Source organism: Actinoallomurus rhizosphaericola, assembly GCF_024055675.1.
GTDB lineage: Bacteria > Actinomycetota > Actinomycetes > Streptosporangiales > Streptosporangiaceae > Actinoallomurus > Actinoallomurus soli.
On the sequence record NZ_JAMXMW010000001.1, the window covers coordinates 787,285 to 800,120 of the forward strand.

The following is a 12,836-nucleotide window of genomic DNA, read 5'->3' on the forward strand; positions in this document are numbered from 1 at the left end:
GTTCCTGCCGGTTCCACCCGGCGTCTGCGGGACAATGGACGGGTGAGTCTCTATCGTGACGAAGGCGTCGTCCTCCGCACCCAGAAACTGGGCGAGGCGGACCGCATCGTGACGATCCTTACCCGTCGCAGCGGACGGGTACGCGCCGCGGCCAAGGGCGTCCGCAAGACCAAGTCGCGGTTCGGCGCCCGGCTGGAGCCGTTCACGCACGTGGACCTGCAGTTGTACGAGCGCCGCTCCCTCGACCTGATCACGCAGGCCGAGACGCTGCGCCCGTACGGTGAGCGCCTCGTCTTCGACTACCCGCGCTACACGGCCGGCACGGCGATGCTGGAGACCGCCGAGAAGCTGACCCCGATCGAGAAGGAACCGGCGCTGCGGCAGTTCCTCCTCGTCATCGGAGGGCTGCGGACCCTCGTGGAGGGCGGGCACGATCCCTGCCTCGTCCTCGACGCCTACTTCCTGCGCTCGCTGGCGATCGCCGGCTACGCGCCGTCGCTGGAGGAGTGCGCGCGCTGCGGCGAGCGCACCGGACGGGCGTTCGCGATCGCGGCCGGCGGTATGGTGTGCGGATCATGCCGTCCCCCCGGGTCCGCCAGCCCCGCCGAGGCGACGGTCGGCCTGATGATCGCTCTGCTCCGCGGCGACTGGGCGCGCGCGGACAGCAGCGAGCCGAGGCACCGGCTGGAGTGCAGCGGCCTCGTCGCCGCCTACCTCCAGTGGCACCTGGAACACGGCATCCGCTCCCTCAAGCACGTGGAGCGGGAGGCGCCGAGCGAGCGGAGTGGTCGGCCGAGGGACGAGGTCGGCCGCGAAGTGAGTGAGAAGCCGAGTGCGACCGTTGAGCGCGGGCGGGAGGCGCCGAGCGAGCGGAGTGGTCGGCCGAGGGACGAGGTCGGCCGCGAAGTGAGTGAGAAGCCGAGTGCGACCGCTGGGTTCGGGCGCGAGGCGGGCCGGCCGAGGGACGAGGCGGCGGAGTCCTTTCACGGCATGACGCTGAACACGACCATCGAGTGAGGAGAACACCGGACGATGAGGGGCGTACAGCCGCCGGACCCGCACGAGAGCGGCGCACGGCCGCCCGCGATCCCCAAGGATCTCGTTCCCCGGCATGTCGCCGTCGTCATGGACGGCAACGGGCGGTGGGCGAAGGAACGCGGCCTGCCGCGTACCGAAGGTCACAAGATGGGGGAGTACTCCCTCTTCGACGTGATCATGGGGGCGATCGAGCTCGGCGTGCCGTACCTGTCGGCGTACGCGTTCTCGACGGAGAACTGGCGGCGGTCGCCCGACGAGGTGCGGTTCCTCATGGGCTTCAACCGCGACGTGATCCGCCGCCGCCGTGACCAGCTGAACGCCATGGGCGTCCGCGTGCGCTGGGCCGGCCGCAGGCCGAAGCTGTGGCGCAGCGTCATCAAGGAGCTCGAGGACGCCGAGCGTATGACGAAGGACAACAAGGTGCTGACCTTGCAGTTCTGCGTCAACTACGGTGGCCGGGCCGAGATCGCGGACGCGGCTGCGGCCATCGCCCGCGACGTGCAGGCGGGCCGCCTCCGCCCGGACAAGATCAACGAGAAGGTCTTCGCGCGGTACCTCTACCAGCCGGACATCCCGGAGGTCGACCTCTTCCTGCGTCCGTCCGGGGAGCAGCGCAGCTCGAACTTCCTGGTGTGGCAGTCGGCGTACGCCGAGTTCGTGTACCAGGACGTTCTGTGGCCGGACTTCGACCGGCGCCACTTCTGGCGCGCCTGCGAGCAGTACGCCCGCCGCGACCGCCGCTTCGGCGGTGCTCAGCCGAACGAGGTCACCGCCGCCGAGATCGGCGCCGACGACGAGGAGCCCGCTTCCATCCGCTGAGCCACTCCTGCGGCCCGATGCCAGGCCCCCGGGCCTTGGCCGGCGCGAAGGCCCCGTGGAACCGGCCCGTACGAGCGTGTTCGCACGAAGTGCTCGCCGCCAGGACCCACGAGAACGGCCGAGCATCGCGGCACCCCCGGATTCCGCACCATCGGGCCGCTCATGGATCTGGCGGCGAGCCCTCTACGCCGAGGATTTCGGTGGTGTGAGCGACCAGAATCCTCGGCGCTGATCGGTGACGGTCGGCGCACTCTCGGCGATGGCGGCTCTCCTCTCTTCAGGAGGAGCGCCCTGCCTCGCAACATCGGGCGGGCCGGCGGTGTCGGCTCCCACGACACCGCCGCCGCCCAGCGCGGCATCGAATCGGCGTATCGCCCGCACCGGCACGTCACGCGAGACCGCGGGCATGGTCGAGCGGCCTGGGACGTTCCGGTCACTTCTCGGTGGGGCGGTACCAGAACGCCACGACGAGCGCGGAGGCCAGGACGGTGAGCGCGATCACGCGGTAGCCCGCCGCCATCGCGTGGGTGAAGGCCGACACGACTCCGGCGTGCGTCTCCGGAGCGGAGCCCGCGAGCGCCTGGCCGATCGTGCGCGCGTGCACCCCGGCGGGGAGCCCCGCCGTGAAGCGCGTGCTGAGGATCGTTCCCAGCACGGCCACGCCGAGGGCGCTGCCGACCTCCCGCGCCGCGCCGTTGAGGCCGGATCCGAGACCGGTCCGTCCCGACGGCAGGGCGCCGATGACGAGGGTGGACAGGGCCGGGGTGCTCAGTCCCATGCCGACCGACATCAGCACGAGGAAGACGGCGTACAGGGCGTACGGGGTGTGGGCCCCGGCGGTCGACAGCAGGCCGAGTCCGGCGGCGATCGCCAGCATCCCGGTCACCACGATCCGCCGCTCGCCGAACCGGGCCGCCAGCGCGACGCTGCGCCGCGAGACGAGCATCATGCCGATCGCGAGCGGGCCGATGGCCACGCCGGTCAGCAGCGGTGAGAAGCCCTTCACGTACTGCAGGTACTGGGCGTTGACGAAGAACAGCGCGAACAGCCCGAAGAACGTGACCGTGATGCCGGAGACGCCGGCGCGGAGCCGGGCGATCGTGAGGATCCGCGGGTCGATGAGCGGGTGCGCGGCGCGCAGCGCGTACGCGGTGAAGACGCCGAACACCACGACGGAGACGGCGAAGGAGCCGAGCACCGGCCCGGACGACCACCCGTGTTCCGGACCTTCGATGATGCCGTACAGCAGGGCGACGAACGCCAGGATCACCAGGGTGCAGCCGATGACGTCCAGGTCGGCGGGGTGCCGTTCGGACCGGGGCGCGATCCGCGCGCACAGCGCCAGCAGGACGAGCATGATCGGGGCGACCGCCCAGAACAGGCCCTGCCACGGCAGATACTCCAGAACGAGGCCGCCGCCGATGTTGCCGATGATTCCGGCGATCCCGGTCGCCGCCGTCCAGGAGGCGATCGCCTGCCCCCGCAGCCGCGCCGGGAAGGCCTGAACGGTCAGCGACAACGAGGCGGGCATGACGAGGGCGGCGCCGAGCCCGGTGACGGCCCGCCCGGCGATCAGCGCGCCGACGTCCGGGACGAGGGCGGAGGCCACGCAGCCGGCCGCGAAGACGGCCAGGCCGCCGAGCAGCGCTCCCCGGCGGCCGTACCGGTCGCCGAACGCCCCGGCCGGGATCAGCAGGCAGGCGAACACGATCACGTACGCGTCGACGATCCAGAGCAGCTGCGCCGACGAGGGGTGCAGGGAGCTCGCGGACAGCTTGGGAACGGCCAGGTTGATCGCGGCGACGAGCGCGACGGTCATGGTCGCGCAGGCGGCCATCAGGGCGAGGATGAGGGTACGGCGGGGGTGGCCCTCGTCCGGCGGCGCGGCCAGAGGGGTCTGAACGGTCATGTGACGAACCTCGGGTCGAAGGAGACGGGAGGTTCGAGGCCTCGAACGGGGACCACGCTAAGCTGCCGTGCCACTTGTCCTCAAATGCAACTTCTGCAGGTGATTAGTGCAGCCGACGCATTCCAAGCTGGACCTGAACCTCCTTGTGGCTCTGGACGCCCTGCTGGAGGAGGGGAGCGTCGCGGGCGCCGCGCTGCGCCTGCACCTGTCCGCGCCGGCGATGAGCCGCACGCTCGCGCGCATCCGCAGGGCCCTCGGCGATCCGGTGCTGGTGCGCTCGGGCCAGGCGATGGTTCCCACGCCCCGCGCGCTGGCCGTCCGCGCCGAGGTCCACGAACTGGTCGAGCGTGCGGCGGCGCTCTTCTCCCCGCCCGAGCTCGACCTGGAGGCGCTGGAGCGGACGTTCACCCTGCAGGCCGACGATTCGATCATCACGGTCGTGGGGGCCGCGCTGCTCGACCGGATCCGCCGGGAGGCGCCCGCGGCGGCCCTGCGGTTCCTGGCCGAGGGCCCGGAGGACTCCGGCGTCCTGCGCGGCGGGCGGATCGACCTGGAGATCGGCGTCATCGACGGCGCGCCGCCGGAGGTGCGGGTGGAGCCGCTGTTCGAGGACGACCCCGTCGGCGTCGTACGGGCCGGGCATCCGTTCCTCGACGGCGAGCCGACCGCCGAGCGGTTCGCCGCGGCCGAGCACCTGACGGTGTCGCGGCGGGGCAGGTTCGAGGGGCCGATCGACGCGCGGCTCGCCGAGCTGGGGCTGCGCCGCCGCGTCGTGGCCTCGGCACCGACGTTCTCCTCGGCGCTGTTCATGCTGACCGTCACCGATCTCGTCGGGCGGGCCGGCCGGCGGTCGCACGCGCGGGCCGTCGAGCGGTTCGGGCTGGTGGCGTTCGACCTGCCCGTCGAGGTGCCGTCCTCGCGGATCGCCATGGCCTGGCACCGCCGGTACGAGGCGGACGCCGCGCACGCGTGGCTGCGCCGTCTCGTCCGTGAGGTCGTCACCGAGGTCGTCGACCGCCCCTGACAAGGCCCGGGACGGGCGCCGAAGCCACCGGCGCGCAGGTCAGTGCTCGGAGCGGATACCCGAGAGCACCCGACGCCCGGGCCGGCGCTCGGACCGGGTGGCGAGAGCAGCCGGCGCGGGGCGGTACTCAGGCCGGGTGCCGGCGGCAGCCGGCGCGCGGGTCAGTGCTCGGCGCAGGTGCCGAAGACCTCGACCGTGTGGGTGACGTTACGGAAACCGTGCTCGGCGCCGACCGCCTCGGCCCACTTCTCCACCGCCGGGCCCTCGACCTCGACCGTACGGCCGCAGACCCGGCAGACCAGGTGATGGTGGTGCTCGTCGGTCCGGCAGGCGCGGTAGATCGCCTCGCCCTCGTCGGTGCGCAGCACGTCGACCTCGCCGGCCTCGCTGAGCGACTGCAGGGCGCGGTAGACGGTGGTCAGCCCGATCCGGGAACCGGCGGCCCGCAGGTCGGCGTAGATGTCCTGGGCGCTGCGGAAGCTCTCACAGCCGGACAGCGCCCGGCGCACGTCCTCCCGTCGCCCGCTCACGTCACGTCCGTTCGCCGCATACGCACCAGTCTCCCCGTTCCGACGGCGGCCAGGAAGACGGCCATCGCCAGCAGAACGATCGTCGGGCCGGGGGCGAAGTCGGCGTCGACCGAGACCCACAGCCCGCCGACCGAGGAGACCACCCCGACGACGACGGCCAGCCCGATCGTCGCCAGGAACCCGCGGGTGAGCTGCTGCGCCGCCGCGACCGGTACCACCATCAGCGCGCTGACCAGCAGCAGGCCGACCGCGCGCATCGCCACGACCACGGTCAGCGCCGCGGTCACCGCGATGAGCAGCGACAGGAACCGCACGGGCAGGCCGCTCGCGCGGGCCACCTCCTCGTCCTGGCACAGGACGAACAGCTCCCGGCCGAACACGGCCAGGATCACGATGACCGCGACGGCGAGACCGGCGACGATGTACAGGTCGGTGGTGCCGACGCTGCTGATCGACCCGAACAGGTAGCTGGAGAGGTTCGCGCTGCCACCGGACAGGTTGGCGAACAGCACGCCGCCGGCCAGCCCGCCGTAGAACAGCAGGGCGAGGGCGACGTCGCCGCCCGTGCGGGTCCGGACCCGCAGCAGCTCGATCGCGACGGCGCCCAGCGCGGACACCACGAGCGCGAGGATCGTGGGCGAGCTGCGGGTGAGCAGGCCCAGGCCGACGCCGGTGAGCGCGATGTGCCCGATGCCGTCGCCGAGCAGGGCCAGCCGCCGCTGCACGATGAACGTGCCGACCGCCGGAGCCGCGATGCCCACGAGGACGGCGGCGATCAGCGCACGGCGGAGGAAGTCGTAGGACAGGAGTTCGATCATGACAGCAGGTGTGGCTCCTCGGCCGGGGCGTGCGGGTGGACGTGGTCGTGGCCGGGCCGGGCGCACTCGCCCTTCGGCCTCGGCGGAGCGCCCTCGTGCGTGATGAGGCCGTTCTCCAGGACCACGGAACGGGTGATCAGGGGCTCCATCGGTCCGAGCTCGTGGGCGACCAGCACGACCGTACGGCCCTCGGCGACCTGGTCGCGGAGCGTACGGGCGAGGGTCTCCTGGCTGGCCGCGTCGACGCCCGCGGTCGGCTCGTCCATGACGAAGACGTCCGGCTCACCGGCGAGGGCGCGGGCGATGAGCACGCGCTGCTGCTGGCCGCCGGACAGCTCCTGGGCGGAGTCGCGCGCGCGATGGGCCATGCCGACGGCCTCCAGGGCCCGGTCCACCGCGCGCCGGTCGGCGGCCGAGAACGGGCGGAACCGCGACTGCCGGGCGATCCGCCCCGACGACACGACCTCGCGTACGGTGGCGGGCACGCCGCCGCCGACCGACAGCCGCTGCGGGACGTACCCGACGCGCTTCCAGTCCTTGAACCGGGCCGGCGGCACGCCGTACAGCTCGACCCGCCCGGCCGACAGCGGGATCAGGCCCAGCAGCGAGCGGATCAGGGTGGACTTTCCGGAGCCGTTCGGCCCCATCACGGCGAGGACCTCGCCGGGCTCGACGGTCAGGTCGACGCCGCGCAGCACCGGGCGGCGGTCCAGCCGCACCTCGCCGCCTGTCATGCGGAACGGAACGGTCATCGGCATCCTAGAGCGGGTCGCAGTATCGAGAGGTCACGGCGCATGATCGAGAAGTAGTCGTCGGACGAGCCCCGTTTCACGCCCTCGACCGGGTCGAGGACCTCGGTGCGCACACCCGCCTCGTTCGCGAGGGTCGCGGCGGTCTTCGGGCTGGCGAGCGTCTCGGTGAAGACGGTGGTGGCGTGCGTACGCCGGACGAGGTCGATGAGACTCGCCAGGCGGCCGGGTGAGGGCTCGGCCTCGGGGTCCAGGCCGGTCACGCCGACCTGCGTGAGACCGTACCGCTGGGCCAGGTACCCGAACGCCGAGTGGCTCGTGACGATCTCCTTGCGGGCGCAGTCGCGCAGGCCCGTACGGAACTCCCCGTCCAGGGCGGTCAGCTTCGTGACCACCTGAGCGGCGCGCGAACGGTACCCCGCCGCATGCGCCGGATCGATCGCGGCGAGGCGCTCGCCGAGGGCGGTGGCCACGGTCGCGAACCTGTTCGGGTCCAGCCACAGGTGGGGGTCCTCTGCGGCGTGGCCGGTCTCGTCCTGTGGCGCGGGCAGCGTCTTGACCAGCGACGATGCGTCGATGGAGTGCTTCTTGGCGTGTTCGCGCACGGCCTTGTCGACGGCCGGCTGCACGCCCTTGATGTAGAAGGCCAGCTTCGACTCGCCCACGTCGATCACCTGGCGCGGGGTCAGCTCCAGGTCGTGGGGCTCGGCGCCGGGCTTGGTGAGGTTCTGCACGGAGCCGTTGGGGCCGGCGACCTGCTCGGCGAGCCACGCCAGCGGGTAAAAGGCCGCGACGATCTTGGGGTCACCGTGGCCGCCGGTCCGCGCTCCGCAGGCGGTCGCCAGCAGCGCGGCGCCGAGCGCGAAGGGCAGGAGTCGTCGGTATCGCACGCTCTGAGTATGGATGAATATGAAAATGATTGTCAAAATCGCCCATGTCCGGGTTGTCGGGTCAGCTCACCAGCTTCCCGACCGCGAACGCCAGGATGACCGCGGGGACCACGATCCTCACCAGGCGATGGGACGCGCTCCGCGCCGGCGCGGCCAGGAACGCGAACCACAGCAGGAACGCCAGCACCGCCAGCAGCACGCCGCCGGCCACACCCGGCGCCGCCAGGCCCGCGATCATCAGCGCGGGCAGGACCACCAGCGGGACCCACCGGGGAAGCTGCTGGAGATAGAGGAAGAAGACGGCGCTGCGCTGCCGAAGTTTCGAAGCCACGCCTCCATCGTCCCGCATCGGCGTCCCGCGCGGGGAGATCGCCTCGCCTACCGGCATGATGGACGGGTGCTGGCCATCACCCGCTACCGCGTCCCCGAGACCGAGACCGAGACGTTCGTCAAGACGGCGCACGAGGTCCTCCGCTCCCTCGCCGGCAGCCCCGGCCATCGTTCCGGCGGCCTCGCCCGGTCCGTCGACGAGCCGGACCTGTGGGCGATGGTGACCTACTGGGACGGCGCGGGCTACTACCGCCGGGCGCTCGGCGCGTACGACGTACGGCTGGCGCTCATCCCGCTCTCGGCGCTCGCCATCGACGAGGCCGGGGCGTACGAGATCGTCGACCCTGAGTAAAGAGCGGGCTTCCCGCCGTCGAAGACCTTCTCAGCCCCCCGCGCGCCCCGCCGCGGTCCCGCCCGCCGCTCCGATCATCGTCGTCGTACGGACGACGATCGTGGGGGGACGCCATGCGCCGTGCCATGCTGCTCGCCGGAATCCTCGGAACACTGCTCCCGGGCGCACCGCCCGCCCAGGCGGACACCGACGTCCACTACCAGGGCCTCCGCATCCCGGTGCCCGCCGGATGGGAGGTCCACCGCCTCGGCGCCCGTTCCACGGACTGCGTCCGCTTCGACCGGCACGCCGTCTACCTCGGCCCCGCCGGCGAGAACCAGGACTGCCCCGCCCACGCCGTCGGCCGTACGACGGCGATCCACGTCGAACCGCTCACCGCCCAGACCAACGCCCTGGTGACCGGCCTGCTGGCAGGCCGACACCCCGAGAGCGGACGGCCGCCGGGCCTGCGGGTGCACGACCCGGCCGCCCACGAGATCCTGCTCGCGGTCCCGCAGGCCGGAGCGTTCATCACCGGCTCGTACGGCGCGAACGCCCAGGACCTGGAGCGCGCCCTGGCCCGCATCACCGTGGACCCGCCCCCGGCCGAGGGTGCGGCCGAGCGCCACACCGGTGCCGCCCACCGCCGCTGGGTGCGGGGCGACGGATTCGACACCTGCCACGCGCCCTCCCTCGACGCGATGCAGGCGTGGCGCAAGGACTTCGTCGCCGCCAACGTCTACATCGGCGGTGTCTCCCGCGCCTGCCCGGACGGCAGGCTGTCCCACGACTGGGTCGCCGCCGTACGGGCCATGGGCTGGCGGCTGATCCCGACGTACGTCGGCCCGCAGGCGCCGTGCGGCCCGCACCGCGTCAACTTCACCCCGGACAGCGCCGTCGACGACGCGAGGGCCTCGGCCGAAGACGCCGCCGACCGCGCCCGCCTCCTCGGACTGCGCCGGCACACGCCCATCTACTACGACATGGAGGCGTACAGCCGGCACGATCCCGTCTGCCGGGAGGCGGTCCTCGACTTCATCGACGCGTGGACCAGGAGACTGCGCCGCCTCGGCTACGTGCCGGGTGTCTACAGCAGCGTCGCCTCGGGCATCCACGACCTGGCGGAGGCCAAAGGGATCAAGAAACCCGCCGCCGTCTGGTTCGCCCACTGGGACAAGAAGTCCGACCCCTGGGGCGACCGGTACATGGCGCACGACTGGTGGCCCGGCCACCGCCGCATCAAGCAGTACCGAGGCGACCACCGCGAAACCCACGGCGGCTACACCCTGAACATCGACAACGACGCCCTCGACGGCTACGTCCGCTGACCGAAACGTCCATATCTATAGTCCGGAATAGAGCTCAGGCTACGACCGCATGCGGCCACCGACTGGCCATCTGCGGATCTGCAACACCAGTCTGAACGGATGCCGACGTTTCGGTCTTGTTGCTCTCGACATGACAGCCGGCCCTTCTGTAGCTTGACAGACCTCGCTGGGCACAGGGTGCACAAGTCAAGTCGACCTGGCGCAACGTGCCGTCGGCCGACTGACCCGCGGTTTCACCATGGCCGTCGGCATCGCACTCAGCCAGGTATCGGCCCGGCGGACGAAGGCGCCGGTAGCAGGGGCGGCAGGGGAAGGTGGCATGCCGACATCCAGACGCCCCCGACAGGCGCTGCTCATCCTTCCTATCGTTGGCCCTCCAGTCCCGGGCAATTGGGAATGCGGCAGAATCCTAAGGAGTCTTTTGCGGTCTAGGAGTCCTGATCGCATAACTGCGGTGATGTGGGGAAGCTTCGCAGTGATCGGTCTTTGTGCAACGCCCTTGATCTGGCTAAGTGAACCAACCCTTACGAAGGGTATGCTGCTCGGTGGCCCGGTTTCTGCCGCTGTTATGGTGCTCGGTGCTGCCTTGGCGCTCGTATGTGTTCCGGTACTTACCAGCTCTAAAGTGCCTCCGACTCGGCGTCGGAATCTGCGATTCGTTGCGAGCCTCGCAGCAGCCGTGATCGGCGCGGTTAGTCTTGATAGTGCCTCGGTGTCATGGGGTGGACCATGGGTCCTGTCCCTATTTGGGGCTTTCGCCATTTACATGGTGGCTCGGTCGCGGGCTGGCGGGTTGGATTGAGTGCAGGGCGGGTGCGGTCGGTATCGATGACTGGCGCAATCGGGCCTACTAGAAGTGAAAAGTTGGCGTACTAGGTCCGTTGATCGAGCGGCGATAGACCGAATCGAGCTTCGCCAAACTGTCGCAGGCCGTCGCGTCGCGTTGATATGTAAAGATGGAAGCTTGGTCAAGCTTCCTATCCCTTGGCCTGCGGACCCCAACTGGTCGAAGATGGTGCAAGCTATCAAAGACTGGCAACTGCATTAGTGCAATAGCGTCCGTTCCTGTGTGCCAGGCATCGTTTCGCCGGTTTCGTTTGCGGTGCGTGTCATCTCGGGATATCGGGGCGTAGAGGTGGAGGCCTTCGTCCGCCGATGCGACGTGGCGGGCCCACCGGCTGTTCGGGGAACCGGCCGGCAGAGCGGAAGCATGCCGAGAACTCTGACGTCGCTGGCTGCTCGCCGAGCACCTCGCGCAACGTCCTCCCGCAGAGGTGGGGAGGTGGGTGAGGGGCCACGGCGTCAGCCCCTGTCCGGCGCTCTCCGGAAGAGGGGCTGGCGTCGGCGCGGCGCGGCGTGGCGGCGTATTGGAGCGCGGGGCTCTCGATCCTGTCGCTAAGCTGATATCCGGGCGCCGTGGCCAGGCTCGCAGGTCGGCCGCAGGCGCCGTACCTCATCTAAGCGGGGAAACCGCCGACCGCCAGCCGGATGGAGATCACTCATGGCCCGTCGTTCCGAATTGATGGAGACCATCGTCAACCTCAGCAAGCGCCGAGGCCTGGTCTTCCCATCGAGCGAGATCTACGGCGGTCTCCGCGCGTCCTGGGACTACGGCCCGCTCGGCGTCGAGCTGAAGAACAACGTCAAGCGCCAGTGGTGGAAGTCCATGGTGCAGGGCCGCGACGACGTCGTCGGCCTCGACTCCTGCGTGATCCTCGCCCGTGAGGTCTGGGAGGCGAGCGGCCACGTCAAGGAGTTCGTCGACCCGCTGACCGAGTGCCAGTCCTGCCACAAGCGGTACCGCGCCGACCACCTCATCGAGGCGTACGAGGAGAAGCACGGCAAGGCGCCGGAGCACGGCTTGGCCGACCTGGTCTGCCCCAACTGCGGCACGCGCGGCGCGTTCACCGAGCCGCGGATGTTCAACGGCCTGCTCAAGACCTACCTCGGCCCGGTCGAGGACGAGTCCGGCCTGGCGTACCTCCGGCCGGAGACCGCGCAGGGCATCTTCATCAACTACGCCGCCGTGCAGCAGGCGGCCCGGCGCAAGCCGCCGTTCGGCATCGGCCAGATCGGCAAGTCGTTCCGGAATGAGATCACGCCGGGCAACTTCATCTTCCGTACGCGCGAGTTCGAGCAGATGGAGATGGAGTTCTTCGTCGAGCCCGGCACGGACGAGGAGTGGCACCAGTACTGGATCGACACCCGTCTCCAGTGGTACGTCGACCTCGGCATCTCCAAGGAGAACCTCCGGCTCTACGAGCACCCGAAGGAGAAGCTGTCCCACTACTCGAAACGGACCGTGGACGTCGAGTACCGCTTCAACTTCCAGGGCAGCGAGTGGGGTGAGCTCGAGGGCATCGCGAACCGCACGAACTTCGACCTGTCCACGCACGCCAAGCACTCTGGTCAGGACCTGTCGTACTACGACCAGGAGAAGGAGCAGCGGTACGTCCCGTTCGTCATCGAGCCGGCGGCCGGTGTCGACCGGTGCGTGCTGACGTTCATGATGGACGCCTACAGCGAGGACGAGGCGCCGAACGCCAAGGGCAAGATGGAGAAGCGCGTGGTCATGCGCCTCGACCACCGGCTCGCACCGGTCAAGGTCGCGGTGCTGCCGCTGTCGCGGAACGCCGACCTGTCGCCGAAGGCCAAGGACCTCGCCGCGCAGCTGCGCCGCAACTGGAACGTCGAGTTCGACGACGCCGGCGCGATCGGCCGCCGCTACCGTCGCCAGGACGAGATCGGCACCCCGTACTGCGTGACCGTCGACTTCGACACCCTCGAGGACAACGCGGTGACCATCCGGGAGCGCGACTCGATGGCCCAGGAGCGCATCGGCCTCGACCAGGTCGAGGCCTTCCTCGCCACCCGCCTCCTCGGCTGCTGACGCCAGCACCCGCCCAGTACGAGAGGGCCCCTGTCCGTGATCGGACAGGGGCTCTTCCCTACCTACTGAAGATCGATGTGAGGGTCACCCGGTCCTGCGGCGGCCGGTGGGAGCGAACTGTACGGCGACCTCGACGCGGTCGCCGCCCGTGTCGCCGCTGCGGCTGCTCTTGCGCCAGGC

11 protein-coding genes and 2 pseudogenes are annotated in these 12,836 nt (G+C 70.5%); 6 read left to right on the top strand and 7 right to left on the bottom strand.

From position 1 onward, the window contains the following. Window positions 1-42 precede the first annotated feature (42 nt). Window positions 43-765: pseudogene (gene recO / locus NE234_RS03760) on the top strand (DNA repair protein RecO); the annotation flags it as partial. A 267-nt stretch (window positions 766-1,032) separates the two neighbouring features. Beyond that, on the top strand, window positions 1,033-1,857 hold the full coding sequence (locus tag NE234_RS03765) for an isoprenyl transferase (protein WP_252777333.1): 825 nt from the start codon (window positions 1,033-1,035) through the stop codon (window positions 1,855-1,857). A 433-nt stretch (window positions 1,858-2,290) separates the two neighbouring features. Here the strand turns inward: NE234_RS03765 and NE234_RS03770 are convergent, their stop codons facing one another. After that, entirely contained in the window at window positions 2,291-3,766 is a 1,476-nt protein-coding gene (locus NE234_RS03770; protein WP_252777336.1) for an MFS transporter, read from the bottom strand. A gap of 106 nt (window positions 3,767-3,872) precedes the next feature. Between NE234_RS03770 and NE234_RS45005 the strand changes: the two genes are divergently transcribed. Then, window positions 3,873-4,790, top strand: a complete 918-nt coding sequence (locus tag NE234_RS45005; RefSeq protein WP_308206830.1) for a LysR family transcriptional regulator — start codon at window positions 3,873-3,875, stop codon at window positions 4,788-4,790. Between the two features lie 161 nt (window positions 4,791-4,951). Here the strand turns inward: NE234_RS45005 and NE234_RS03785 are convergent, their stop codons facing one another. The 5 genes from NE234_RS03785 to NE234_RS45160 form a co-directional block, all read right to left on the bottom strand. Continuing rightward, on the bottom strand, window positions 4,952-5,320 hold the full coding sequence (locus tag NE234_RS03785) for a Fur family transcriptional regulator (protein ID WP_252777338.1): 369 nt from the start codon (window positions 5,318-5,320) through the stop codon (window positions 4,952-4,954). Next, the gene (locus NE234_RS03790) at window positions 5,317-6,138 is read right to left on the bottom strand and encodes a metal ABC transporter permease (RefSeq protein ID WP_252777340.1); all 822 of its coding nucleotides are present in this window, start codon (window positions 6,136-6,138) and stop codon (window positions 5,317-5,319) included. The genes NE234_RS03785 and NE234_RS03790 overlap by 4 nt, the downstream gene beginning before the upstream one ends. Then, entirely contained in the window at window positions 6,135-6,890 is a 756-nt protein-coding gene (locus NE234_RS03795) for a metal ABC transporter ATP-binding protein (protein WP_252777343.1), read from the bottom strand. Before NE234_RS03795 ends, NE234_RS03790 begins: the two co-directional genes overlap by 4 nt. Beyond that, the gene (locus NE234_RS03800; protein ID WP_252777344.1) at window positions 6,887-7,777 is read right to left on the bottom strand and encodes a metal ABC transporter substrate-binding protein; all 891 of its coding nucleotides are present in this window, start codon (window positions 7,775-7,777) and stop codon (window positions 6,887-6,889) included. The genes NE234_RS03795 and NE234_RS03800 overlap by 4 nt, the downstream gene beginning before the upstream one ends. A 61-nt stretch (window positions 7,778-7,838) precedes the next feature. Further along, entirely contained in the window at window positions 7,839-8,276 is a 438-nt protein-coding gene (locus NE234_RS45160; protein ID WP_308206831.1) for a DUF6703 family protein, read from the bottom strand. Here NE234_RS45160 and NE234_RS03810 point away from each other — a divergent pair. From NE234_RS03810 to NE234_RS03820, 3 genes are all read left to right on the top strand, one after another. Then, window positions 8,175-8,459, top strand: coding sequence for an antibiotic biosynthesis monooxygenase family protein (locus NE234_RS03810; RefSeq protein ID WP_252777348.1), 285 nt, complete (start codon window positions 8,175-8,177; stop codon window positions 8,457-8,459). The two genes, NE234_RS45160 and NE234_RS03810, sit on opposite strands and share 102 nt — an antisense overlap. A gap of 113 nt (window positions 8,460-8,572) precedes the next feature. Continuing rightward, complete coding sequence (locus tag NE234_RS03815; protein WP_252777351.1) at window positions 8,573-9,766, top strand: DUF1906 domain-containing protein; 1,194 nt, start codon at window positions 8,573-8,575, stop codon at window positions 9,764-9,766. Window positions 9,767-11,267: 1,501 nt separating this feature from the next. Next, window positions 11,268-12,656: a glycine--tRNA ligase gene (locus NE234_RS03820; RefSeq protein WP_252777353.1), complete on the top strand. Its 1,389-nt coding sequence runs from the start codon at window positions 11,268-11,270 to the stop codon at window positions 12,654-12,656. 84 nt (window positions 12,657-12,740) lie between these two features. Here the strand turns inward: NE234_RS03820 and NE234_RS45790 are convergent. Continuing rightward, a pseudogene (locus NE234_RS45790) lies at window positions 12,741-12,836 on the bottom strand (DUF397 domain-containing protein); the annotation flags it as partial.